The organism is Glycomyces sambucus (genome assembly GCF_900102815.1).
Lineage (GTDB): Bacteria > Actinomycetota > Actinomycetes > Mycobacteriales > Micromonosporaceae > Glycomyces > Glycomyces sambucus.
In genome coordinates, this window is record NZ_FNGF01000010.1 from 25,025 (window position 1) to 49,465 (window position 24,441).

Here is a 24,441-nt window from a genome sequence, read left to right on the forward strand (position 1 = left end):
GTCGAACTACCCGAGGCGGTTGACATGTCCGGAAGCGAGCGGTCGCGAAGTGATCAGTCCCGAGACGAGCAGTCCCGAAGTGATCAGCCCCGAGGCGAGCAGTCCCGAAGTGATCTCGCCCGCGCCACCGCCGTGACGGTCGCGGCGCTGCTCCAGACCGTCGCCGGCGCGCTCGGCGGCAGCGGCGCCCTCGGCGAGCCCGTCGGCGACGTCGCCCGCTCGTACCCCAACCCCCTGCTCCCCGCGGGCGGCGCGTTCATGATCTGGAACCTGATCTACCTCGCGGTCCTCGCGCTCGCGGTCTGGCAGCTCCTGCCGTCCCAGCGCGGCCAGACCCTCCACCGGCGCACCGGCTGGTGGATCGCGATCGCCGGAGTCCTCAACGCGGTCTGGGTCGTGCTGTTCTCCGCCGACCAGGTGACGGCCGCGCAGATCGTCATCGTCCTCCTGCTCATCAGCCTCGCCACCGCCTGGCACCGGGCCGCCGCCGCGCCCGCGCCCGGCCGCGCCGACCGCTGGCTCCTGTGGGCCCCGCTGACCCTGTACACCGGCTGGGTCGCCGTCGCGACCGTGGTCGGCGCGCTCACCACCGTCGCCGCCGCGACCGGGGACGGCACGGGCAACGCAGTAGCGGTCATCGCGCTCGGCGTCACCGCCATCGTGCTCATCGCCGTGGTCGCGAAGGCCAAGGGCGTCACCATGTTCGCCGCCGCCGCGGTCTGGGCCCTCGCCTGGATCGCCGCCAGCGCCGACTCGCCCGTGGCGGTCTTCGCCTCCCTCGCGGCGGCCCTCATCGCCGTCGCGCTCCTGGTCCGCCTCCTGCGGGCCGAGGACCGCGCCGTCGTCCTCGGCTGACCCGTTTGGCGGAACCCACGAAAATCACCCCCCACCGCAGGACGAAACCGGCACGGGCCTGTGGAGGGGCCACAGTCCGCGCCCGATTCCTCCCTTTCACTGCTTGACACCGGCCGCACACTCGACCCATGACACCTGAGTCCTCCGGGCCCCGGGCCGACCGCAGGGGCGGCAGGGTCCTCGCGCTCGTCCTCAGCACGATCGGCTGGATCGTGCTCGCGTTCGGGCTCTTCGCGTGGGCCTTCCTCGCGAACTTCTGCCTCGACGCCCAGACCTGCGAGGAGCTGCGAAGCGACGGCGTCGCCGAGTGGCCCATCGCCGTCGGCATCAGCCTCGGCGCCCTCGCCGTGCTCGCGGTCCTCCCGTTCGCCCTCCGGATGCCGAAGACCGGCGCGGTCTACGCCGCCGCCGTACTCGCAGTCCTCATCCTCCTCGCGCAGAGCGGCGCCGCCCGCGAAACCGCCCGCGACCTCCTGCGCGACGACCCGCCCGCGGGGGAGTACGACCCCGGCCCGCAACCGTGCCTCCCGCGCAGCGGCGGCGACGCCGAATGCCCCGGCGGCTGAGTCCACCCACGGGAGGACGCGCGGCGACTTCCGACGCCGCGCACCCCCGGAACCGCATACGTTCGTCACCGCGGGCGGCGACCCGCGACCGATCCGGTAGACCTCCGTTCTCCTTACGGTCGAAGGATGACCGCAACCGTGCGCTCCAAGAACGTGCTTCCCAAAGCCGCGCGCCCCAAGAACGTGCTCACTAAAGCCGCACTCCCCATCCGGCCCGCCGCGGCCCCGCCCGGCGAGCGGACCCTCGCACCGGACCTCGGCCGCGGCTTCATGCTCCTCGCGATCGCCCTCGCGCACGCCCACCTGGTCCTCTACGTCGCCGACTACCGGCCCACCGCGGTCGACCAGGCCGCCGTCCTCATCCGCGAACTCCTCGTCGACGACCGCGCGCGGCCGATGTTCTTCCTCCTCTTCGGCTACGGCCTCGTCCAGCTCACGACCCGCCTCGCCTCCCGCGGCGCCGAATGGACCGCGATCCGCCCGCTCCTGCGCCGCCGCGGATGGTGGCTGCTGCTCTTCGGGTTCGCGCACGCCGCGGTCATCGGGGTCGACATCGTCTCGGTCTACGGCTTCGCCCTGCTCTGCTTCGCGGGCCTCCTCGTGCGCAGCGACCGCGTGCTCGTGCACGTCGCCGCGTGGACGACCCTCGCGCTGGCGGCGTTCTTCCTCGCGCTGTCCGCGAGCGAGGCGACCTCCAACGCGCTCATGGGCTTCGACCTCACCGCCGGCTCCACCGACCCCGCCGAGATGGCCTCCTGGCGGTTCGGGAGCTGGGCGTTCGTCCTCATCGCCTTCGGCTGGCAGGTGCTCCCCGCGATGACCCTCGGCATCTGGGCGGCCCGCCGCCGCATCCTCGAATCACCCGGCCGCCACCTGCCGCTCCTGCGCCGCACCGCCGCGACCGGCATCGGCCTCGCCGTCGCGGGCGGCCTCCCGTGGGCCCTGGTCTCCAGCCGCCTCATCGAACCCGGGACGCTGACCAGCGCCTCCTTCGGCGCCGTCCACGCCGTCACGGGCCTCGCCGGAGGCGTCGGCGCCATCGCACTGATCGCCTTGGTGGCCGATCGAAAAGCTCCCGGCCGCTTCGCGACCGCCGTCGCCGCGCTCGGCCAGCGCTCGCTCACGTTCTACATGTTCCAGTCGGTGGTCTTCCTCGCCGTCTTCGCCCCGTTCACCACCGGCCTCGGCGCCCGCACCGGCTTCCTCGGCGCGGCCCTCGCCGCCGTCGCCACCTGGCTCCTCTCCCTCGCCCTCGCCGATGCCATGCGCCGCCGCGCCTACCGCGGCCCCGCCGAGATCCTGCTGCGCCGCCTCACGTACGGCCGCGTTTCGCCTGCACCCCACGGGGGTACCTCATCTGCAACGAACCCGACGGAGGGAGCATCATGACCGACCAGGCGATGACGCTCGTGCGACTCGACGACACCGATCTGACGGTCGCGGACGACGCCGACGACGTACGCGGCCACACCGTGCTCGACCGCCACGGCGACGAGACCGGCAAGGTCGAGGGGCTCCTGATCGACCAGGGCCTGCGCAAGGTCCGGTTCCTGGAGGTCGCCTCCGGCGGCTTCCTGGGCCTCGGCAAGCGCAAGGTCCTCGTCCCCGTCGGCGCGGTCACCCGCGTCGACGACGAGCACGTCCACCTCAGCAGCGAACGCGACCACGTCGCGTCCGGCCCGGGCTACGACCCCGAACTGGTCGACGAGCCCGACCGCCGCTACGGCGAGGACGTCTACGGCTACTACGGCCTCATGCCCCACTGGAGCGCCGGCTACATCTACCCCGGCTACCCCTTCAGATAGACCGGAACGCAGCGCGGGCCGCCTCTCGGCGGCCCGCGCTGCCGTGCGTCGCGGCTCGTTTCGCGCCGCTGCACCTTTCCGGCCTCCGGCGGCGCTTCCGGACGCCACCCCGACCCATGCCGCTGTCCGTCCTAGCGCTCGGCCCGCATGACCCGGAGCAGCGCGGGCAGCCCGGCGGCCAGCCCTTCCCGCTCCGCCGCCGTCATCCCGGCGGCCCAGCCCTGGTAGCGCTCGTGCAGCACCGCGGCCGCGTTTCGGTGCACGCGCCGCCCGGCGGCGGTGATCTCCAACCGGTAGAGCCGCCGGTTCGCCGGATCGCGCTCGCGGGTCAGCAGCCCCTCCGACTCCAGGTCGGCGACCAGGCGGCTGACGCTGCTCTTCTCCAGCACGAGGCGCTCGCCGAGCTCGCGCTGCGACATCCCGGCGCGGTGGTCCAGCTCGTGGAGCGCGAAGAGCTGCGACATCGACATCGCGCGGCCGGGCACCACCTCGTCCATGAGCGCGAACTCGGCGGTGCGCACCACGTCCATGAGCAGGTGGTGCAGGTGATCCGCGTCGTGCTCAGTCATGGTTGCATCCTACAACCAATGGTCGTAGACTCGACTGAAAGTTGTACAGCACAACTGTCAAGGAGACCGCCATGCCGCACGACCACGCTCACGACCACGGCACCGACCACCACCGCCACCACGGCCCGATCGAGGGCCGCCACAGCCACCGCTACAACCGGATCGCACGGCTCCTCGGCCCGCTCCAGTACCGCAGGATCGCCGCCGACATCGCCGCGTCCGCTCCCCGGAACGCCGCCGTCCTCGACATCGGCACCGGGCCCGGCATCCTCCTCCGCGTCCTCGCGAAGCGCCGCCCCGACCTGCGCCTCACCGGCGTCGACCTCGCACAGGACATGATCGACCACGCCACCCGCAACCTCGCCCACCTCACCCCCGCCCCCGACCTCCGCGCCGCCGACGTCGCCGCGCTCCCCTTCGACGACGGCGCCTTCGACCTCGTCGTCTCCACCTACAGCTCCCACCACTGGTCCGACCCCGCGGCCGGCGCCACCGAGATCGCCCGCGTCCTCCGCCCCGACGGCCGCTTCCTCGACTACGACTTCCCAAGGGCCCCTTTCGAAGCCCTCACCGCCCTCACCGAGAGCAGCCGCACCCCCTTCCGCTCCCCGTGGCTGCTGCTCATGAAGACGACCCGCTTCGAAGCCGCCAAGCGATGACCGGGCGATGACGGGGTGATGCCCGGCGTTCCTACCGTCCTGGGCGACACCGTCGCCTCCGGACAGGAACGCAGCCATGCACCCGCACGCACCCTCACCCGAATTCCAGGGCGTCGCCGCCCAGGCCGGCCTCGGCCACTGGCAGACCGCCTACCGGCCCCGCCCGACCCGCATCGCCGTGCCGCTCACCGTCGCCGGCATCATCTACATCGCCGTCGTCGCCTGCCTCGCCGGGAGCAACCTCCTCGCGAACGGCTTCGGACTCATCATGCTCGCGATCTTCACCGTCTTTATCGGACTCGGTGTGCTCAACCTCGCCCACATGAAACGCAAGTCCGGCGCGGGCGACGAACTCCACTTCTTCGAGCACGGCCTCATCATCAAGGGCCCCAGGACCCTCGTCTCGGTCTTCCACTGGGACGACGCGCTCGTCTACCAGCGCCTCTTCCACTACCCGCAGACCGGGCTCACCACCTACAACTACCTCCTCACCGACGACGCCAACGCCCCCATCGCCATCGGCGACCCCAAGGGCGCCGCCGGCTCCGCGCTCGTCAACCTCGACGGCGACCTCGCCGACTTCACCCTCGGTGCCGCCTTCGACCGGCCCGACCAGTGGGGCCCGGCCATCCAGGCCGCCATCACCAACGCCCAGCTCCCGAACGTCCTGGCCCGCATCGCCAGCGGCGAGAAGGTCCGCTTCGGCCGCCTCGCCCTCACCCGGCACGCGCTCGTCGTCGAGGGCACCACGATCCCCTGGACCGACCTCCAGCAGATCACGGTCAAGGACGGCACGGCCGCCTTCAAGTCCGGCGGCCGCTTCTTCCGCACCCGCGAACAGGTCTACGCCATCCCCAACTTCTTCGTCTTCAAGGAGGCGGTCCAGGCCCGCAGCGGCCTGACCTGGACCTGAAACCGGGTGCGCGCCTTACCCCGGATATGCCACAGTCACAGGGACCCTCACCGGAACGGAACGACCGATGCAGACCCTGACCCTCTGGCGCCCTTGCGGACCCGCCGAACTCGAACTCGTCCGCGCCACCGACTGGACCGCGTGGCCCCCGCGCCTCCCCGACCAGCCGATCTTCTACCCGGTCCTCAACGAGGACTACGCGACGAAGATCGCCCGCGACTGGAACGCCCCGCGCGACGGCGTCGGCTACGTGACCCGCTTCGAACTCGACCACGACTTCGCCCGGCGCTACCCCGTCCAGCAGGCCGGCGGCCGCACGATCCTCGAACTCTGGGTCCCCGCCGAAGACCTCGACGAGTTCAACCGCCACATCATCGGCCCGATCGAGGTCGTCGCCGAATACAGGAGTCCGTCCGAATGACCTGAAGGACCAGGTCTTCGACGCACGACGACCGGGCCGCCGACGTCACCGACCGCGCGTCGGCGCCTCGGGGCGGCCGTCGCCACCGTCGATCCCGGTCCGGTCGGCCCGCCCGCGCCTGCGCAGCAGTCCGATCAGACGCCGCGCCGCCGGCGCCGAGTCGAAGGCGAGCGAGTCCAGCAGCCGGGCCAGCGGCGGTTCGATGCCCTCGCCGACCAGGCTCCCGGCCCTCCCGACGTCCAGCCGCTCGACGCAGGCCGCGAGCCGGTCGGCGAGGCCGGCCAGCCTCGGATCGTCGTCGGCGAGGTCGAGGGCTTCGCCGAGACCGCGATAGCACTCGATGAGCGGGCCTTCCCCGAGCTGGTCGCGCTTGTCCGCCGCCCACGCCGCCGCCTGCTCGGGCGAGTGCGCGGCCAGCAGGATCCAGCCATCGTGCTCGATCCGGACGATCCGCTCGTCCACGCCGAGGGCCCGCAGCCGCTCCAGGAGCCCGGTGACCTCCACCGGCAGCGCGAGGCCGTCACCGGCGACCAGCCCGGCGATCCGCTCCCGGTGCCGTTCCCTGACCCGGATCTCCTCGCGCAGGCGATGGTCGATCTCGGCCACCGCGGCGGCGAACTCCTCGGGTCCTGCGTCCAGCAGCGCGCGGACCCGCGCGAGCGGCACCCCGGCCGCGGTGAGCGTCCTGATCCGGATCAACTCGACGACGGCTTCGGCGCCGTACACCCGATAGCCGGAATGATCGCGTTCGGGCTCGGGCAGCAGGCCCTTCGCGTGGTAGTGCCGGACGGTCCGCACCGTGACACCGGCATGCGCCGCGAGTCCCCCGATGGTCAGCATCAGTCAAGTGTGCCCGCGTCGCGCCGTTCAGGCGCCCGCCCGGGCATCGGGGCCGAACGCCTCCAGGATCATCTCGGCGATCCGGTCGGCGTGCGTGACCACGAGTCCGTGATCGGCGTCGAGCCAGGTCACTTCCGCCTGGGGGAGTTCGGCGCCGAGCCGCTCGAACCCCGCCCGCCAGTTCGCGTTGCGCCACCGCGTCTGATCGTCGTCGCCCCTGCCCGCCATCGCGGTCGAGGCGATCACGTGGACCGGCAGTTCGAGGCCCCGGAGCCGGTCCGGCAACCGCACGCGCAACCGGTCGATCTCCACGTTCAGCTCGACGAAGTCGTCGACGTCCAGCAGCACCTGGCGCTCCGTCCCGCGCACCTCGGCGAGGGCCGCCTGCATCCCCTCGGCCATGGCCCGCAGCTCAGCCGGTTCGATCCCGGAGAGGAACGGCTCCGGCAGCGGATTCGCGCCGTCGAGGAGCACCAGACCGGCCGCGGCTCCCGGATGGGCGGCAGCGTAGTGGAGGACCAGGTCGGCTCCCATCGAATGCCCCGCCATCACCGGCGCCGACGGGAACGACCCGCGTCCCAGCTCCGACATCACCGCTTCGAGGTCGGCCAGGAACGACGCGAACCGGTATCGCTGCGCCCCGGACGAGCGTCCGTGTCCGCGCAGGTCGAACGTCAGCACGTCGAAGTGCGCCCGCAGCGCCCCGGCCAGCCCTGCGAGATCCGCCTGCGTACTGAACAGCCCCGGGCACAGCACCAGTGGCCGGCCCCGCCCCCCGCGCGACACCGCGATCGTCGCCTCTTCGCGCACAACGGCGAACCGCCGCACCGGTTCTGCGCCGGAGTCGTCCTGCCCTGCCGTATGACCTTCTGTGTCCATGACGCCCACGCTAAAAGGCTGACCCAGCGTCAGGGTCAAGTGCGATTGGAGCGAACGCTAGTTGCCAGCCTCTAGAGGAACTTCACGCCCTGCGCGAGCGGCAGCTCGCCGGAGTAGTTGACCGTGTTGGTCGCCCGGCGCATGTACGCCTGCCAGGCGTCGGTGCCCGACTCGCGTCCGCCGCCGGTCTCCTTCTCGCCGCCGAACGCGCCGCCGATCTCGGCGCCGGAGGTCCCGATGTTGACGTTCGCGATCCCGCAGTCCGACCCCGCCGACGACAGGAACCGCTCGGCCTCCGCCTGGTCCTGCGTGAAGATCGCTGACGAGAGCCCTTGCGGCACACCGTTCTGGAGCGCGATCGCCTCCTCCAGGCGCTCGTAGGTCAGCACGTACAGGATCGGCGCGAACGTCTCCTCCTGCACCACCCCGGCCTGCCCGGGCATCCGCACCACCGCGGGCTCGACATAGAACGCGTCAGGAGCTTCAGCCACCAGCACCCGGCCGCCTCCGACGACGACCTCGCCGCCCTCCTCGACCGCCCGCGCGAGCGCCCGCTGCTGCGCCTCGAAGCTCGCACGGCTGATGAGCGGCCCGACCAGCGTGCCCTCCGCACTCGGATCGCCGATCGTCAACGTCCTGTACGCCGCGGCGATCCGCTCCACCAGCTCGTCGGCCACCGACGAGTGGACGATGAGCCGCCGCAGCGTGGTGCACCGCTGCCCGGCCGTCCCCGCAGCCGAGAACACGATGCCGCGCAGCGCCAGGTCCAGGTCCGCCGAAGGCGCCACGATCGCGGCGTTGTTGCCGCCCAACTCCAGCAACACCCGCCCGAACCGGGATGCCACCCGCGGCGCGACCTCGCGCCCCATCCGCACCGAACCCGTTGCCGACACCAGCGCGACCCGCGGATCGTCCACGAACGCCTGGCCCACCACCCGATCGGCCAGCAGCAACTGCCGGACCCCCTCCGGAGCCCCGACCTCTCGCACCGCCCTGGCGAGCAGCGCATCCGCACCGATTGCCGACAGGTACGCCGTCTCCGCCGGCTTCCACACGACCGCGTTCCCGCACACCAGCGCGAGCGCCGCGTTCCAGGCGTATACGGCGACAGGGAAGTTGAACGCCGAGATCACCCCGACCACCCCGAGCGGATGCCACGTCTCGGCGAGCCGGTGTCCCGGGCGCTCCGACGGCAGCGTGCGGCCGAACAACTGCCGCGACTGGCCCACCGCCAGGTCGCAGATGTCGATCATCTCCTGCACCTCGCCGAGCGCCTCGGACTCGATCTTCCCGGCCTCGGCGGTCACCAGCAGCGCCAGCTCGGCCTTGTGCTCGGTGAGCAGCTGCCCCCAGCGCTTGACCAGGTTCCCGCGCACGGGCGCGGGCACGTCGCGCCAGGTCAGGAACGCCTCATGGGCCGCGCCGACCTTCTCGGCCACATCGGCCTCGGTGTGCTCGGCCGTCCGGGCGAGCACTTCACCGGTGATCGGCGAGCGGGCCTCATGCGGACCCGTAAGCCCGTCCGGATCGACCCCAAGGGCGCTGAGCGCCTTGCGGACTGCGGCCGCCATGGTCCCGGCCGCGGGAGGCGCGGCGGTCGGATTCGTCATCATTGCTCCAGCCTGTCGTCATCGATTCGAAGACCGAGGATCTGCTCGGCCTCCCGCAGCGACGCGGCCCGCTGCGCTGCGTACAGGTCGAACGGGTCGCGGATCTCGGCCCCCACGAGTTCGGCGAGCCGGCCCAGATCGTATTCGGCCCCGGCCTGCTCGTCGTCGCGCGTGCCCTCGTCCGAGAGGTTCGACTGGAAGATCCCGGCGGCCGAGCGGGGCAGGAAGTCCTCGTAGACGATCGGTTCGGGCACCAGAACCCCGGATGCGACGAGATCCCGGAGGGACGCCCGCTCGACCGGGGGAGCGGCCCCTGCGACCCGATAAGAGAAGAACCCCAGCCCCAAGGACTCCAACTCGGCCTCGGTTGAAGGCAGCCCGCCCCGCCACACAGCGAGAGCGACCTCCTGCCGACTCAATCCCTGCCCCTCCCCAAGCCGCCGATCGATCTCGACGACAAGCCGGTCGTAGAGGTCACGCCCCTTGCGCGTCAACGCAATGCCGCGCTGCTCGACCTCCCCGAACCGAACTCGGAGCGACCCCTGCTGAACGGACCCATCTTGGTGCCGGAACACCCGCTCCTCGGCCAGCGCCCGGAACGAGGTCTGCCGGAGCAGGACGTCAGGACCCTCCCAGGCGGGCGGCCCTTGGATCTCACTGATCATGGCGATCCCGCGCGCCTGCATCCGCGCGTACAGCTCGTCGATGTCGAGGACCCGGGGCGTCAGGTGATTGATATGGGTGGCCGGGACCCCGCCGATGTCGGCCGCGACGGCCGAGATCCGCTCCAGGTGGTCGTACCATTCGCGCTCGATGGGCTCACTGGTCAACCGGAACGCGTCGGTCGCCAATCCGAGCAATCGCTCAGCATCACGATCGCCCAACCCGCCCTCGGCAGAGGCCCGATCGGCCAACTCCAACAGCTCCGTGCCGAACAAAGTGCGCCCAGCAACGAACTCTTGAAGCCGCCCCTCGGTCTCGGCGTCGAAGAACCGCCGATCCTCGGTGACCAGCATGGAAGTGAAGACCCGAAAGGGATTCCGAGCAAGCTCAGCTGCCTCCACCGGCCTGAACGCCGTCGAGACCACCGGAACCGAACTGGCCGAAGCGTCCCGCAGGTCGTAGAACCCGACCGGCAGCATCCCGAACGCCGCGAACACCCGCGCGACCTTTGCTAGCTCCCGCGGCGACCCGACCCGAATGGCCCCATGCCTTTCGGCCGTCACCCGCTCGATGGACCCGAGCCGCTCATCATCGCGCCCCTTCGCCGCCTCCGCGTTCACTTCCGTGCAGACGTCCACAAGGGTGTGATACGCGGGCACCTCACTCCCGTACATCTCCGCCAACCGAACCGCGAACCGCGCCCGCAGCTCCCAAGTCGCAACCATGTGCCCCTCCCTCAAATGATGTGCCGCTCACGGACCGGGGCCGCGGCCGAGAACCTGTCAGCATGGAACGCAGACGGATCCATGAACGGCTTCCGGCCCAGGTACAAGTCCCGCATGACCTCACCGACCGCCGGCGCCTGGAGAAAACCATGCCCGGAGAACCCGGTGGCGTACGCGAACCCGAGCACCTCCCGCGAGACCCCGATCAAGGCATTGTGGTCAGGAGTGTTCTCGTACAACCCGGCCCACCCCGACACGAGCTCCCGCCCCACCAGCGACGGCGCCACGACCGCAGCCGCCCTGTCAAAAGCAGGCCGCCACTCCTCCGAATACTCCCGTCCGAACCCAGGCTCCTGCGCGGAGTCCGAAATCCCCAACAACAACCCGCCGCCGCACCCGTGAAAGTAAAGCGTCGTAGAAAGATCCAAAGTAAAGGGCAAGGTCGGCGAACCGCCCTCCGAAGTGATCCCGATCTGCCGCCGAACCGGCTCCACCGGCAGCGACACCCCGACCATCTCGCCGACCCGTTTCGACCATGCCCCGGCGGCGCACACGACCCGCCCAGTCCTGACCACCCCACGACTGGTCTCCACCGCCGAAATCAGTCCACCACCGCACTCGATCCCGACCACCTCAGCGTCCTCGCAGACGACGACCCCGAGCTCCTCCGCAGCAGCCCGATAAGCAGCCACCACCAACGCCGGCTCCGCATGCCCGTCCCGAGGCGAGAAAGATCCACCGAGCAGCGACTCCGCACGCAGCAGAGGATTCAACTCGCACGCCTTCGCCGCGGTGACCATCCGCCCCGACCCGCCAAGGCTCCGCTGCAACCGAGTCGACCGCTCGACCTCGGCAACCTGCTCCTCGGTCCGGCAGAGAAACAGATACCCGACCTGCCGCAACCCGACGGCAGCCCCGAACCGCTCGAACGCCTCCAGACTCCGCTGCCCCAGCAGAACGTTCCCCGCATCAGAGAACGTCGCCCGAACCCCGCCCACCGGCTTCGCAGAAGAGCCCCGCCCCACCAAGTCCCGCTCCACCACCACAACCTCACGCACCCCGGCCTCCGCCAAGTGGAACGCGACGCTCAATCCGACGACCCCGCCACCGATCACGACCACCTCAGCAGCCGATGGCAACACACTCGAACCACCCACCAGCAACCTCCCTCTCAGGTCGCCCCAGTATCCCGACCAACCCCCGCCAGGTCCAGCTCCGTCGGACTACGATCCCGGGATGAACCGCGTCGAATTTCTCCTCACCTCCGAGAACGGCCCTTTGGAGATCAAGGTCGACGGCGTCCTCCTCCAAGAACACCTCCGCCGAGCCGAACTCCCCTCGGCCCGAGCCGATGGCCAAGCAGATCTCGCAGGCTCCTACGCCGGCCTCACCCGCCTTGACCTGATCCGCTGGCCCAGCCGCCACTTCCTCGGCTCTCCGGCCCTCACCACCACCGGTGACGACACGGTCCTCCTCGGCTGCGACTGCGGAGACTGGGGCTGCTGGCCCCTCTCCACCAACGTCCACCTCACTCCCGCCACCGTCACCTGGATCGACTTCACCAACGAACACCGCCCTAACTGGGACCGATCCACTCTCCGCCCCTTCACCTTCCAACGCCCCCAATACGAATCAGCCCTCCGCGCCACCGAGCTGACCTGACGATCGCGACGCCCAACTTGACCCGTCCCTCCAACTGAGAGGGCGTCTCCTGCGGCAAGCCGAGGCAACCTCGCACCCCCGCCCTTGCAGGCGGCTCTAGGATGACGGCCATGTCAGTGAACATCGATCTGTACCTCGACGTGAAGAACCTCGAATCGCCTGACGAAGCCGACCGTGTCAAGACTGCGGTGGACTCCGTCATGAAGGACCACGGGATCGAGTCGTGGATGGTGGTCCGCGTCGTTCACGACTCGCCATCCGTCACCGCCCGCAGCGAGCCCTACCCGATCATCATCAGCGGCTTCGGCAGGTGGAGTCCGAGGTTCGAGCGCGACATCGACCAAGCGATCCACGCCATCGCCCCTAGCGCCCGCATCGCCCTCGACTGGGGCTTCCCCGACGAGGAATGAACTTGCGCGTGGCCGATCGCTGCACACCCCAAGGGATCGAGGACGGCTCTCACCGGCCGGTTGACGAACGAACCGAGCGGCTGTCAGGCACTAGGAGGCAAGGCCGCGGTAGTGGCGCTTGGGCTTGCCCTGGCTGTCGCGCTGCTGCTCAGGGATCGTGGGCCAGCGCCGCATGAGGGCATTGCGGAGTTCGCGGCCGCGAGCGGTGGCGATGCCGGTGCCGACGACGGCGGCGACGAACAGCCCGACCGAGACGAGGATCGCGGCGAGCGATTCGGTGCGGTACTCGGCGTAGACCTCCTGCGAACCCAGTCCCATGCCCTGGCCGAGCATGTAGGCGGAGCAACTGAAGACCAGGCCGACGCCGGACATCATCGCGGCGACGCGTGCCAGCGGATGCATGCGCTGCTCCGAGTGAAACGCCAGAACGTCCCTGTCAGGGCGGCGAGACCTCGGGTCGGCCAGCGCCGCAAGCAGGTCGGCGCGTTCGGCGCGCCGCTGCCTCCAGTAGAGCAGCGCCCCGATCAGCGCGAGCAGCGCCGTCAGAGGGACCGCGACCGCGAAGATCCAGAACCCCCAGGAGAGCACGCGCTCGATGAACGACGAGTAGTAGACCTCGTTGCACTCGCTCGTCCCGCGACCGGGGACGCTCGCGCACCGCATCATCATCGACGCCAGCATCGCGACGAAACCGACGACGCCGACCAGTCCCGCCGCGTAGATGAAGACAGCGGCCTTCGACGACCCTGAGACCAGCGGTTCCGCACCACCGCGGCTCTTCGCCCGCTTCCAGGCCCGCGCTTCGTCAGCCGCGCTCCAATGCGCGGCGATCCGCGCCCGGCGCTTGGCGTGCGGCCGCGGAAGCCACTGCTGGCACGCGTACCCGAGCAGGCTCATCACCAGCGCGTATCCGATGGCGGACAACGTGATCACCCAGCCTTCGGGGCTGCTGTCCACCAGCGCCACGGAGAACCCGACCACCCCCAGCACACCGGCCAGGACCGCGTTCCCCCACCCGAGGAAACCGAGCCGCGACGCCGGCGGGCCGATGACCGACGCGACCTGATCGGGCGAGGGCACAGCCGAACGAGAAGCACCCCCGGCGGCGGCCTTCACCAGCGCCCTTGAGACGGACACCTCCCGCAGGTAACCCACCACCGCCCAGACGAACGCCACCCCGAGCCCGAACAGCATGAGGAAACCGACGCTGAAGCGCATCAGATGATCGACGGCGATCTCGAGTCCAGGGTCGCCCAGCAGGTTCTCCTCGGCGAGGATGCCCGCGCCCAGGATCAACGCGAACGCGACCCCCAGACCGACCAGCAACGCCAACAAAGCCCGAGCACACGCCTCCGCCACCGCACCGATAGCCCCGACCGGGTACTCATGCCAGTGCGGCCCCTGCGACTTGCCCCCGTCCTCACCCACCGAAGGCCCCCTCACCTCGTCCGACCACCGCCGCATCCTACGAACGCCCCGCCACCGCCTCGCTGCCCGATCCGGCGGAACGACGGAAGGATCGCCCTCGTCAGGCCCGGTACGCCCGCAGGAACGCCCGCACCCCCGCGACGATGAACGGCTGGACGCGGGGATCCTTCGCGGCGTTCGCGGAACCGAGCCTGCTGAGCGTGACCCCGAACGTCAGCGCGATGAAGTGGTCGGCCGCGAGCCGCGGGTCGGGGACGTCGAGCAGCCCGGCTCTGCCGAGGGCGGCGAAGCGCTCGCCCATGGCCTCTTCCGGCGCGTTGGTCAGGGCGCGGTCGTCCGGGTGGGGGAGGTGGCCGGACGCGGTCCGGACGAAGCGCTGCAGCGTCGTGTACTCCGCGGAGTCGAGCATGTCGGTCGTGATCCGCATCGAGAACGCGACCAGGGCGGGCTCCAGCTCGGAGGCGTCGGCGAGGTCGTGGAGCGTGTCGTCGAGGGTGCGCCGGACCGTGGCCAGCAGCGACTGGCCCACGTCGTCGAAGACCGCGTGCAGCAGGGTCTGCTTGTCGCCGAAGTAGTCGTAGACCGTCCGCTTGGACACCCCGGCGCGGGCGGCCACCGCGTCGACGCTCGAGCGGTCGAAGCCTTCGGTGAGGAACAACTCGCGGGCCGACGAGAGGATGGCGGCCCTCTTCTGTGCGGACCCCGCACGCAGCGTCTTCTCCGTCGGCATAGGCAGATCCTAACGGACCTCGCACCGCTCTCCGCCGATCGCGGCGAGCACAGACCCAGAAATTACACTACACGGTGTAGTGTGAAATCTTGAGCGGTCGCGAGGCGGCCGCCGTCGCCGCTACGGAGGGCGGACGGCTTCCGAAGACGGACGCCGTGTCCGCGCGGCGCACCGCAGAGGACAAGGCCCGCGTCCGCAGGCCGCAACCCACGAGACAAGGACGCCTATGACCGCGACGCTGGACTCCCCGGTCCGCATCGGCAAACCGGCGATCGGTGCCCTCGGCACCCTCGCCCTCGCACTCGGCACCCTCCAAGCAGTCGTGGAACCCTCCCTCCCACTGCTGCAACACGATCTGGGGATCGGCCCCGCCGAGGGCCCGCTGATCTTCATCACCCTGCTCATCACCGGCGCGGTCGTCGCCCCCATCGCGGGCAAGCTCGGCGACCGCTATGGCGGCAAGCGGGTCCTGATCGTGCTGATGACGCTGGTCTCGATCGGCGGCATGCTCTCCAGCCTGGCGCCGAACCTGCCCGTGCTCCTGCTGGGCCAGGTGCTGCAGGGCGCCATGGTGGGCGCGCTGCCCCTCTCCTTCATCCTGGTGCGCAAGCACCTCCCGCCGGGGCAGACGCAGGTGGCCGTCGGCCTCGTCAGCGGGCTGTTCACCGGTGGTGGCCTGGTCGGCATGCTGATCGCCGGACCGATCGCGGAAGGACTGTCGCGGCACTGGATGTTCGCGATACCGACGATCGCGATCATCGCCACGACGCTCATCGTGGCCCGATCGATGCCGGACGACCCTCCCGCCGCCTCCGACTCCAGGATCGACTGGCTCGGCGTGATCCTGCTGAGCTGCACCCTGGTCGCGCTCGTGCTCGGGTTCACGGCGGTGGCCGGCGGAGGGCTGCCGCCGCTCGTCACCGGCGCCGTCATCGTGGGCGTGGCCGCCCTCGCGACCGGCTGGGTCGTCGTCGAGCGCCGGGTGCCCTCGCCCATGGTCGACCTGCGGATGCTGGCGGCCCCGGCCATGTGGAGCTCCTGCGTCGTCACCCTGCTCATGAGCCTCGGCTTCGGGATGACGGTCTATCTCGTGCCGCAGCTGCTCTCGACACCGGCCGAAGGGTACGGATTCGCGGCGAGCTCGACCGACATCGGACTGCTCCTGCTGCCCGCGACCATTGCCGGGGTGGTGGCCGGGACGATCGCCGGCATCGCGGCGCGGCGTTTCAGCCCGCGTGCGGTGATCACCGTGGGCGCCATCGCCACGGCCGCCGCGCTGCTCACCCTCGCGTCGATGCACGACGCGACCTGGCAGCTGGTCGTCGCCCGCGCCCTGATCGGCTTCGCCGTCAGCGTCAGCGCCATCGCGCTGCTCGCCGGCATCGCCACCGCCGTGGCCGCCGAGGACACCGGCATCGCCACCGGCCTGCTCGTCGTGACCCGCGTGGTCGGCGTCGCCATCGGCGCCCAGATCGCCGGCGCGATCCTCGAGGCCAGGATCGACCCGGCGTCCGACCTGCCGAACGAGTCGGCCTTCACCACGGGTTTCGCGATCGCCGGCGTCATCACCGCGCTGTCACTGCTCGCCGTCCGCATCATGAAGAAGGGAGCTCGGGCATGACAGCCGAATCGCACCGCTCGAAGCGCACGGTCCTGATCTCCGGGGCCAGCATCGCCGGCCACGCCCTAGCGTACTGGCTGCACCGGTACGGATTCGCGGTCACCATAGTCGAGAAGGCGAGCGCACCGCGAGACGGCGGTTACCCGATCGACGTGCGCGGCACCGCGATCGAAGTGGCCGGGCGGATGGGGATACTGCCGCGACTGCGGGACGCGCACGTCGACTCCCAGCGGATCACCTTCCTCGACGCCGACGGCGGCGAAGTGGCCTCGGTCCCTCCGCACACCCTTGCCGGCAGCGTCGAGGGACGCGACCTCGAAGTGCGCCGCGGGGACCTGACGGCGGCCCTCCATGCGGCGGTCCGCGACGACGTGGAGTTCCTGTTCGACGACTCCATCGACACCCTCGACCAGACCTCAGACGGCGTCGACGTTGCCTTCCGCAACGGCGGCCGGCGCACCTTCGACCTGGTGGTCGGCGCCGACGGCATGCACTCGCACACCCGACGCCTCCTGTTCGGCCCCGAAGGGCCGTTCCACCGCCACCTCGGCTACCGCTTCGCGGTGTTCACCATGCCCAACGCCTTCGGGCTCGCCCGCGAGCTCGTGATGTGGAACGCCCCCGGCAGGGCCGCGGCGCTCTACGCTACCGGCGGCAAGGACGACGAGCTGCACGCCTTCCTGAACTTCCACCGGCCCGAACCGCCGCTCGCCCGGGACCCCGATTCCCAGGCGGACCTGGTCGCCGAGGCATTCGCCGACGCCGGCTGGGAGGTCCCGACCATCATCGAGGCCATGCGCGGTGCGGACGACCTGTTCTGCGACACAGTGGGCCAGATCCGCATGCCGACTTGGTCGAGCGGTCGGATCGCACTCGTCGGAGACGCCGCGTACGCACCGTCGTTCCTGACGGGGCAGGGCTCCAGCCTCGCGCTGGTCGGCGCCTACATGCTCGCCCACTCCTTGGCCGCCAACCCGAACCACACCGAGGCATTCACCGCCTACGAACGCACCACCCGGCCGTTCGTGGACGCCAACCAGGCCCTGATCGACCACGGCACGGCCGCACTCTTCCCGACCACCGCGCGGGCATTGAACCAGCGCAACGCCAGCCTCCGCCACCTCGTCACCCTGCCCGCCCCCACACCACGCCCGGCCTACTCGGCCCTGACCTTGCCGCCCTTCCCGAACCCGTGACAGAACCAGGAGGGCGACGGCGCTCATCGAGCGCCGTCGCCGAAGGCTCATTGCGGGAAACCGTGGCCGCACAAGACAGCAGGCCCGGACCATCTGGTCCGGGTCTGCTTCATCTTGCAGGAATGATCGAGGCGTATGGGAACCTGTACCCGCAGGTCATAGCGTTGGGCGCTGAACTGAAATCGTCAGGTCTACACGGCGCTGGGGCGTGACCACAGCGCCGCGATTGGGGCGGCGAGCACCCGGTCTCCAAGGGTGAACGAGCGCGGCCCGGTGTGCAGCACCGCGCCTCCAAGGAAACGATCGCCGAGCTCATCGCGAAGCCAGGCCAGATGCCGACCGTCCTTCGCCGTGACCGCCGATGACGACTTGATCTCGAATGCGAACACACTGCCGTCGGGGTACTCGGCGAGAAGGTCCACCTCGTGGAGTTGGTCGTTCGTGCGCAGGTGGTGCAGCACCGGATCCGACTCGCCCAAGCGGGCCTCGACGCGGAGCTGACTGGCGACGAAGGTGTCGAGCATCCGCCCGACCATGTCGGCGTCGCGGCGCAGACCCTGGCGGTCCACTTGAAGGACGGCGGCCGCGATGGCCGGATCGATGACGTATCGCTTCGGCGTCTTCGCGAGGCGTTTCAGACGGTTGCTCCACCATGCGGGCACTTCCTCGACGAGCAGGAGGTTGCCGAGCAGGTGGTCGTACGCCTGCGCGGTCTTGCTGTTGATACCTGCTGCTTCGTGCAAGGTCTTCGCGACCGTGACCCTGGCAGTGAAGCGTTGTCCTTGGACTGCTGGAACAACCAGCCGTCGTCGTCCAAGGCGCTCGCGCACTCGCGGCACCAGTCATTCGCTGGCCGCCTTCACGAGGTTCGCCATGTGATCGGAGAGTGCGGGCGAAGTTCGGTAGAAGTTCGCCCGCGCGAGCACCGTACCGAGCTTGACTCCGCGTTACCGACCGGACTCCAAGCGGTCCAGGGTCTTTGCCTAGCAGATGCCGAGCGGGATCTCGGTCTTGCCGTAGCCGCGAGAGTAGTACTCCCTCGGCCGGGTCCGCTCGGAGATGAATTGACGGGCCAGTTCCATAAGCGGGGGCGGACCAGGGAACGCTTCGTCGCTATCCGTCATGCTGTGAGTTTGTAGACGCGGTGAGAGGTTCGCTACAAGATCACCCTTTGCGTCGTACGCGTGTCGCATTGTGTCGGATTTCCGACGCGATCTCAGGTTCGCCGCCGTCATGGCTGTTCGAACAAACCGGTTACCCGAAAGGTCACCGGTGGCCGATATACTCGCCTCCTGCCGTGGACGGTCGACTCTCAGGCGCGACTCCCATCGGCAGTCGCCCGCTCAAGTGTCGAGCGGAGCGGCGATCAAACAGCGACGTGTTTTGGGTGAAGGTGTGCAAATGGGGCAAGAAGGGCTGTTTGAAGAGGCCGTGGTGAAACCTGCTGAAGAACCCGAAGCCGAGCCCGCCCCGCTTGCGGAAGACGAGACGATCGACTTCATCACCGGCAAGCGCGTCAAACTCAAGGGCGCCGAGCCAGTAGTCCAGACCGTCGCCCGCGGGCTCTGGCAGGAGTACGACATCAAGGTCGCCGACATGGCCCGAAACGTCGTGATCAAGGTCCCCGACGACAATGGCAAGACCAAGTCATTGAAGGCGGACATCGCGATCTTCGCCGCTGGCGCCGACCACTCAGACCTCAAGAATCTGGAACGGGTCGTCGTGTGTAGGCCCGAGCCGAGCAAGGGTAGAACGGTCACCAAGATCCGCACCCACGAGCAGGCGGCCGAGGACCTCGAATACCTGAAGACCCTGCTCTCCACCGATCTGACCCCCAACGCCCACTACGGGATGTGGACTAACGGGCTCGACTTCTTCTTCCTGCACGCTGAAGAAGGCCGGTTCGCCAAGAAGTTCGAACCCCGCGCCGGCTGGCCTCTCCAAGGCGACGTCGACAGTGGGACGGTCGCCTCGGTCGCACGGCTGCGCCAAGGCGACGAGGCCATGCTCAAGACCGCCTTCCGCCGCTGCCACAACTTCGTGCACGGCAACGAGGGTCTGCCGAAGGACGCCGCTTTCTGGCAGTTCCTCTACCTCCTGTTCGCGAAGATCCACGACGAGCGCACCAGCCGCCTCCGTGGCACCGATCCACGGTTCTTCGCCTACGCGGACGAGCCGTTCACCACCGACGGGCGCAGGGCGATCGAGGAGCGGGTCCTAAAGCTGTTCGAAGAGGTCAAGCAGACGTATCCACTGTTCGGGCCTCGAGACGAGATCAGCCTCTCCCCGCACGCGCTGTCGTTCATCGTCGGTGAACTGGCCTCGTACGACCTGTCCGGCACCAAGATCGACGCCAAGGGCGTCGCTTACCAAGAGCTCGTCGGCGGCAACCTGCGTGGCGACCGGGGCCAGTACTTCACACCCCGTGCCGCAGTCAACCTCATGGTCGAGATCCTCGACCCGAAGGAGGACGAGACGGTCCTCGACCCGGCCTGCGGCACTGGCGGATTTCTCCAGGAAACGCTCCGGCATTTGGTCGAGCGCTGGCGGGACGAGTCGGGCATCACCGAGCTGAGCGAGTCGAAGGAGCAGACCAAGGCGCTGCTCGAACGCCTCGACTTGTACGCCAAAGCCCACCTGTTCGGAGCCGACTTCGACCCGTTCCTGGTGCGCGCCACGAAGATGAGCCTCATGATGATGACCGGCGGCGACGTCGGCGAGGACAACATCTTCCACATGAACTCACTCCACTTTCCGGGCGGGCATTTGGAGGATGCCAAGAAGGCCGACCAGCGGATCCCCTTCGGCAGCATCGATGTGGTCATGACCAACCCGCCGTTCGGCACCGACATCAAGATCGAGGAAGAAGAGGTTCTCAGCCAGTACTGGGAGGGCATCGCTCGCAACTGGTCGCGGGACAAGGAGACCGGTGAAATCGTCTCGACCGGCCCGTCTAAGGCGATGGCCCCGGAGCAGCTGTTCATCGAGCGCGCGGTGAAATGGGTCAAGCCCGGAGGTCGGATCGGCATCGTCCTCCCCAACGGCATCCTCTCCAACCCTGGCCCCTCTGATGAGGCGGTCCGCCGCTGGATCCTCGAGAACTGCTGGGTGCTCGCGAGCGTTGAGCTGCCCGTGGAGACGTTCATCCACGAGGCCGGAGTCAACATCCTCACCACCTTGCTTTTCCTCAAGCGCAAGACCGATCGAGAGATCATGGACGCGCAGGCCGGGATCGGCGGCGACTACCCGGTGTTCATGGCGGTGGCGGAGAAGGTCGGCATCGACCGCCGCGGCAATGAGGTCAACAAGCGCCACCCGAACGGCGAGGTCGTCATGGTCCAGACGACCAAGGAGGAGACGATCGAGCGAAACGGAGACAAGACCACTCACACACTGGTCCGCTGGGAGAAGGCCATCGACAACGATCTCCCTGAGATCGTCGAGGCCTACCGTGGCTTCCGCGGGCAGTACCCTGAGCCCGGGAGCCCCCGGTGATCACCCGCATTGAAGCCCACAACTACCGCTGCTTCCACAACCTCGCGGTGGACGTGGACGGCTTTCAGGTGCTGGCGGGCGCCAACGGAGCGGGCAAGACCACGTTCCTTGACATTCCGTCGCTGCTGGGCGACCTGCTGTCCAGCCGTGGCCGGATATCCGAGGCGTTCCTGAAGCGGCGGACCGACCAGTCCGCTCCGCGAGCGCACACGATCTCCGAGGTATTCCACCAGGGCCGCGGCAGCGCTCTGTCGTTCGCGATCGAGGCGGAACTGCCGGAGATCGTCACTAAAACCCTGGCCGACCGCAGCACCGCCTCGACGGTCGGCCAGATCCCGAGTCACCTTCGATACGAACTGGGCCTGGAACTCTTCGACCGTGAACTTCAGGTCTCCCAGGAGTACCTGTTCCTCTTCTCGGCCGGTGCCAGACGCCCCGAGGCCGGCGTCCCGTTCCAAGGAGAGCCCCGCAGCGGAGGAAAATACTCGCTCGCCGCCCGCACCTGGGAGTCGGTCCTGAGCCGCAAACGCGGCGAACCGGCCAGGTTCAACGTCGAGACCACCTCCCGCGGCTCGAAGATCCCCGAGCTGCGGGTCCCCCCGGGGCAGCTTGCGCTCGGCACGATCCTGTCGGACCCGGGCCTCTTCCCGGCCTCGCTGTGGTTCTCGGAGCTGCTCTCCGAAGGCGTCGTCTTCCTTGAGCCGGACTGGGAACGCCTCCGGCAGGCCGCGCCCCCCGGCGACCCGGCGCGGCTGCTGCCGTCCTACCGCAACCTGCCTTGGCTGGCGTTCGACCTCAAGAAGGAGGACGAGCGGAACCAGGATGAGGACGCTCCGAAACGATTCGAGTTCTGGATCGACCACGTCAAGGCAGCGCTCCCGCAGGTGCGCTCGATCGACGTGATCGAACGGGAAGAGGACCACCACGCCTACTTCGAGGTCTGCTACACAGGGGGCTACACCGTCACCTCCTCCGGGCTGTCGGAGGGGACGCTGCGCATCATGGCTCTCGGCCTGCTGCCGTACCTGCCGAAATCGGCGCTGCCGCGCCTGCTCGTGGTCGAGGAACCGGAGAACGGGATCTACCCCCGGGCGATCCAGACGGCCGTCGAATCGCTCGACTCCCTGCACGATGCTCAGGTCTGGCTCTCGACGCACTCGCCGATCGTGCTCGCCAACACCGAACTGTCCGATGTGCTGATCTCCAGGCTCGGCAAGGACGGAGCGGTCGAGGTCATCCCCGGCGACGAACATCCCCAGCTGCGGGGATGGCGCGGCGGCTTGGACACCGGTAGCCTGTTCGCTACCGGTGTGCTCTCGTAACCGAATCCTCCCGGAGTGCGACATCCCATGCGAGACATCGTCTTTCTCGTGGCCGACAACGCCATGGTGCAACTGCTGCGCGGATTCTTCGACCGCGATCAGTTCCACCGGGTGCTCGGCTGCCGGTCGTTCGACTTCGACGCCGACCAAGACATCGCCCATGCCCCCTACAAGGACTCCCATGTGTACGGGAGCGCCCGGGAGCTGCTGTCCCCCTACGAGAAGAGCCATCAGTTCGCGGTCGTCTTGGTCGACGCGAAATGGGAAGGCAGCCGGGGAGCCGACCACATGCGTGAGCACATCGGAAGGTCGCTACGGCACGAGTGGAAGGACCGGCACAAGGTGATCGTGTTCGACCCCGAGCTGGAGATCTGGCTCTGGCAGGACAACCCGAATGTCGGCAAGGCCCTCGGCTGCAAGGATTTCCGCAAGATCCTGGCAGAAAGCGGCCACTGGCCGGTGGGCATGGCGAAACCGGCGAAGCCGAAGGCGGCGCTGGAACACCTGCGGCGACGCCACCGGGCTGACAAGGGAAACGCGGTGTTCCGACGCGTCGCCGGGGCGATGTCGTTCAAGAACTGCACGGACCCGTCGTTCGCGATCCTGCGAGACACCTTGCGAGACTGGTTCGAGGAGGACCGTAAGTGAAACTCATCGACATGCAGAACCCGGTGCGTGCGGTATGGCTCGCCGACCAGGGTTTCCGTCTCGACCCCTCGCCGTACCTGTCCGGGGCTTTCGAGGCCCGGAAGCTGCTGGAGCGCTTGCCTAGAACTGAGCCGCTTATTTCACTGACGACGGGGCATTCCGGAGGCATCTACAACGGGCCGAAATTCAGGCGGAACTATGTCAGCGATCCGGAACATGGTGTTCCATTCCTGGGCAGCACCGACATGATGGAGGCGGACTTCTCGACGCTTCCATTGCTCAGTAAGAACGACGCCGAATCCATGAAGCTATCGCATCTCCGAGTCGAACCTGACATGACGTTGATTTCGTGTTCTGGCACAGTGGGGCGCATGTGCTATGCCCGATCAGATATGAAAGGAATCTGGGCTTCACAGGATATTTTGAAGGTCGTAGCCGATCGAGCGAAAATCCTGCCGGGCTATCTCTTCGCATTCATCTACAGCAAGTATGGCATTCCAATAGTGACGGGGCAGGCGTCCGGTTCGATGATTCGACACCTTGAGCCGGGCCACATCGCAGACCTGCCAGTGCCTCGCCTTGGCGATGAGGTCGAGACCCGCATCCACGATCTGATCCAGGAAGCAGCGGATCTGCGTGGCCGGTTCCAGATCGGTGTCGGAGCGGCGACTAAAGATCTCTTCGTGTCGGCAGATCTATCGGATCTGCTCGATTTTTCCTGGTACAAGGAACCTCGCTCCATAGGAGCGGCTACCTGGGGAGTGGATTCAAAGTCGCTTCGCGCGTTGAATTACGACTCACGTGCTACGAAGCTTCGCAGGCAGATTGAGTCAGTTCCGCATCGTACGCTCGGAGAAGTCTGTAAGGCTGGCGAACTGCGCCGAGGGAATCGCTTCACCCGGGTGGCTGCTGAGGAGGGACATGGCTACCGCCTCATGGGGCAGGAACAGCTGTTCTGGCTGCGGCCAGAGGATAAGTGGATCGCATTGCCCTCAGCCAAAGCTTCCGAACTTCGGGCCCGGGCTGAAACGATATTCGTTGCAGCGCGGGGACTTCTCACGGATCGGGCTCTGATCGGACGCGCAGCTTTTCTGCCCGAAAGCTGGCGTGAGCGGTATGTGTTCTCGGAGGATCTTTTGAGAGTGACATCAGGAGATCCGGATTTCCCAGGTGCGTACCTGTTTGCGTACCTGCGCTCGGAGGTGTCCTTCCGAATCATGCGTTCGCTTTGCGCGGGCACGGGACCGCAGGACATCAACTCTGTGCTGAGGCTTAGGGTCCCTGTTCCCGAGTGCACCCCCGCCGACCGCCACCGCATCGCCGAGACCGTCCGGCAGGCTTACCGCGACCGAGACGAGGCCGATGCGCTCGAAGACCGTGCCCTCGCCTTGCTCGACGAGGCGGTTCGAGAGGAGGCCCGGTAG

Annotated in this window: 24 protein-coding genes; 15 read left to right on the forward strand and 9 right to left on the reverse strand. The window is 68.6% G+C overall.

All coding sequences use genetic code 11. The features are described from left to right. Nucleotides 1-132 precede the first annotated feature (132 nt). From BLS99_RS24400 to BLS99_RS24415, 4 genes are all read left to right on the forward strand, one after another. Complete coding sequence (locus BLS99_RS24400) at nucleotides 133-855, forward strand: tryptophan-rich sensory protein (RefSeq protein ID WP_176953523.1); 723 nt, start codon at nucleotides 133-135, stop codon at nucleotides 853-855. Nucleotides 856-983: 128 nt separating this feature from the next. After that, a complete protein-coding gene (locus BLS99_RS24405) occupies nucleotides 984-1,421 on the forward strand; it encodes a DUF6234 family protein (protein WP_091054351.1) in 438 nt (145 codons plus the stop codon). A 126-nt stretch (nucleotides 1,422-1,547) separates the two neighbouring features. Beyond that, complete coding sequence (locus BLS99_RS24410) at nucleotides 1,548-2,810, forward strand: DUF418 domain-containing protein (RefSeq protein ID WP_091054352.1); 1,263 nt, start codon at nucleotides 1,548-1,550, stop codon at nucleotides 2,808-2,810. Further along, a complete protein-coding gene (locus BLS99_RS24415; protein WP_091054353.1) occupies nucleotides 2,807-3,226 on the forward strand; it encodes a PRC-barrel domain-containing protein in 420 nt (139 codons plus the stop codon). Before BLS99_RS24410 ends, BLS99_RS24415 begins: the two co-directional genes overlap by 4 nt. Nucleotides 3,227-3,357: 131 nt before the next feature. Here BLS99_RS24415 and BLS99_RS24420 read toward each other — a convergent pair whose 3' ends face one another. Next, entirely contained in the window at nucleotides 3,358-3,795 is a 438-nt protein-coding gene (locus BLS99_RS24420; protein WP_091054354.1) for a MarR family winged helix-turn-helix transcriptional regulator, read from the reverse strand. Nucleotides 3,796-3,866: 71 nt separating this feature from the next. On the opposite strand from BLS99_RS24420, the gene BLS99_RS24425 reads away from it, so the two are divergent. The 3 genes from BLS99_RS24425 (at nucleotide 3,867) to BLS99_RS24435 (ending at nucleotide 5,788) form a co-directional block, all read left to right on the forward strand. Next, the gene (locus BLS99_RS24425) at nucleotides 3,867-4,454 is read left to right on the forward strand and encodes a class I SAM-dependent methyltransferase (RefSeq protein ID WP_091054355.1); all 588 of its coding nucleotides are present in this window, start codon (nucleotides 3,867-3,869) and stop codon (nucleotides 4,452-4,454) included. A 76-nt stretch (nucleotides 4,455-4,530) separates the two neighbouring features. After that, the gene (locus BLS99_RS24430; RefSeq protein WP_091054356.1) at nucleotides 4,531-5,367 is read left to right on the forward strand and encodes a DUF6585 family protein; all 837 of its coding nucleotides are present in this window, start codon (nucleotides 4,531-4,533) and stop codon (nucleotides 5,365-5,367) included. Nucleotides 5,368-5,434: 67 nt separating this feature from the next. Beyond that, nucleotides 5,435-5,788 (forward strand): hypothetical protein, encoded by a 354-nt coding sequence (locus tag BLS99_RS24435; RefSeq protein WP_091054357.1) that lies wholly within the window; start codon nucleotides 5,435-5,437, stop codon nucleotides 5,786-5,788. A 45-nt stretch (nucleotides 5,789-5,833) separates the two neighbouring features. Here BLS99_RS24435 and BLS99_RS24440 read toward each other — a convergent pair whose 3' ends face one another. From BLS99_RS24440 to BLS99_RS24460, 5 genes are all read right to left on the reverse strand, one after another. Next, a complete protein-coding gene (locus BLS99_RS24440; protein ID WP_091054358.1) occupies nucleotides 5,834-6,628 on the reverse strand; it encodes a MerR family transcriptional regulator in 795 nt (264 codons plus the stop codon). A gap of 27 nt (nucleotides 6,629-6,655) precedes the next feature. Next, entirely contained in the window at nucleotides 6,656-7,507 is an 852-nt protein-coding gene (locus BLS99_RS24445) for an alpha/beta fold hydrolase (RefSeq protein ID WP_091054407.1), read from the reverse strand. Nucleotides 7,508-7,578: 71 nt separating this feature from the next. Then, nucleotides 7,579-9,120, reverse strand: a complete 1,542-nt coding sequence (amaB, locus tag BLS99_RS24450; RefSeq protein WP_218126846.1) for an L-piperidine-6-carboxylate dehydrogenase — start codon at nucleotides 9,118-9,120, stop codon at nucleotides 7,579-7,581. Further along, nucleotides 9,117-10,505 (reverse strand): 2-oxoadipate dioxygenase/decarboxylase, encoded by a 1,389-nt coding sequence (hglS, locus tag BLS99_RS24455; protein ID WP_091054360.1) that lies wholly within the window; start codon nucleotides 10,503-10,505, stop codon nucleotides 9,117-9,119. Before hglS ends, amaB begins: the two co-directional genes overlap by 4 nt. A gap of 11 nt (nucleotides 10,506-10,516) precedes the next feature. Beyond that, nucleotides 10,517-11,626, reverse strand: a complete 1,110-nt coding sequence (locus tag BLS99_RS24460) for an NAD(P)/FAD-dependent oxidoreductase (RefSeq protein ID WP_218126847.1) — start codon at nucleotides 11,624-11,626, stop codon at nucleotides 10,517-10,519. Nucleotides 11,627-11,741: 115 nt separating this feature from the next. Here BLS99_RS24460 and BLS99_RS24465 point away from each other — a divergent pair, with 115 nt between their 5' ends. Together BLS99_RS24465 and BLS99_RS24470 are read left to right on the forward strand one after the other, a co-directional pair. Next, the gene (locus tag BLS99_RS24465; protein WP_091054362.1) at nucleotides 11,742-12,167 is read left to right on the forward strand and encodes a hypothetical protein; all 426 of its coding nucleotides are present in this window, start codon (nucleotides 11,742-11,744) and stop codon (nucleotides 12,165-12,167) included. A 110-nt stretch (nucleotides 12,168-12,277) separates the two neighbouring features. Further along, complete coding sequence (locus tag BLS99_RS24470; RefSeq protein WP_091054363.1) at nucleotides 12,278-12,577, forward strand: hypothetical protein; 300 nt, start codon at nucleotides 12,278-12,280, stop codon at nucleotides 12,575-12,577. 90 nt (nucleotides 12,578-12,667) lie between these two features. Here BLS99_RS24470 and BLS99_RS24475 read toward each other — a convergent pair whose 3' ends face one another. Then, entirely contained in the window at nucleotides 12,668-13,909 is a 1,242-nt protein-coding gene (locus BLS99_RS24475; protein WP_218126848.1) for a hypothetical protein, read from the reverse strand. A gap of 196 nt (nucleotides 13,910-14,105) precedes the next feature. Continuing rightward, nucleotides 14,106-14,735 (reverse strand): TetR/AcrR family transcriptional regulator, encoded by a 630-nt coding sequence (locus BLS99_RS24480; protein WP_091054365.1) that lies wholly within the window; start codon nucleotides 14,733-14,735, stop codon nucleotides 14,106-14,108. Between the two features lie 226 nt (nucleotides 14,736-14,961). Here BLS99_RS24480 and BLS99_RS24485 point away from each other — a divergent pair, with 226 nt between their 5' ends. Beyond that, complete coding sequence (locus BLS99_RS24485; protein WP_091054366.1) at nucleotides 14,962-16,356, forward strand: MFS transporter; 1,395 nt, start codon at nucleotides 14,962-14,964, stop codon at nucleotides 16,354-16,356. After that, nucleotides 16,353-17,552, forward strand: a complete 1,200-nt coding sequence (locus BLS99_RS24490; protein ID WP_091054367.1) for an FAD-dependent monooxygenase — start codon at nucleotides 16,353-16,355, stop codon at nucleotides 17,550-17,552. The genes BLS99_RS24485 and BLS99_RS24490 overlap by 4 nt, the downstream gene beginning before the upstream one ends. Before the next feature lie 191 nt (nucleotides 17,553-17,743). Here BLS99_RS24490 and BLS99_RS24495 read toward each other — a convergent pair whose 3' ends face one another. After that, on the reverse strand, nucleotides 17,744-18,382 hold the full coding sequence (locus BLS99_RS24495; protein ID WP_176953524.1) for a DUF4143 domain-containing protein: 639 nt from the start codon (nucleotides 18,380-18,382) through the stop codon (nucleotides 17,744-17,746). 571 nt (nucleotides 18,383-18,953) lie between these two features. Here BLS99_RS24495 and mads2 point away from each other — a divergent pair. Genes mads2 through mads5 form a run of 4 tightly spaced genes read left to right on the forward strand, consistent with a single transcriptional unit; the run spans nucleotide 18,954 to nucleotide 24,441 of the window. Beyond that, entirely contained in the window at nucleotides 18,954-21,047 is a 2,094-nt protein-coding gene (gene mads2 / locus BLS99_RS24500) for a methylation-associated defense system DNA methyltransferase MAD2 (RefSeq protein ID WP_091054369.1), read from the forward strand. Further along, entirely contained in the window at nucleotides 21,044-22,369 is a 1,326-nt protein-coding gene (mads3, locus tag BLS99_RS24505; protein WP_091054370.1) for a methylation-associated defense system AAA family ATPase MAD3, read from the forward strand. Before mads2 ends, mads3 begins: the two co-directional genes overlap by 4 nt. A gap of 27 nt (nucleotides 22,370-22,396) precedes the next feature. Beyond that, the gene (gene mads4 / locus BLS99_RS24510) at nucleotides 22,397-23,017 is read left to right on the forward strand and encodes a methylation-associated defense system protein MAD4 (protein ID WP_091054371.1); all 621 of its coding nucleotides are present in this window, start codon (nucleotides 22,397-22,399) and stop codon (nucleotides 23,015-23,017) included. Then, a complete protein-coding gene (gene mads5 / locus BLS99_RS24515) occupies nucleotides 23,014-24,441 on the forward strand; it encodes a methylation-associated defense system restriction endonuclease subunit S MAD5 (RefSeq protein WP_091054372.1) in 1,428 nt (475 codons plus the stop codon). Before mads4 ends, mads5 begins: the two co-directional genes overlap by 4 nt.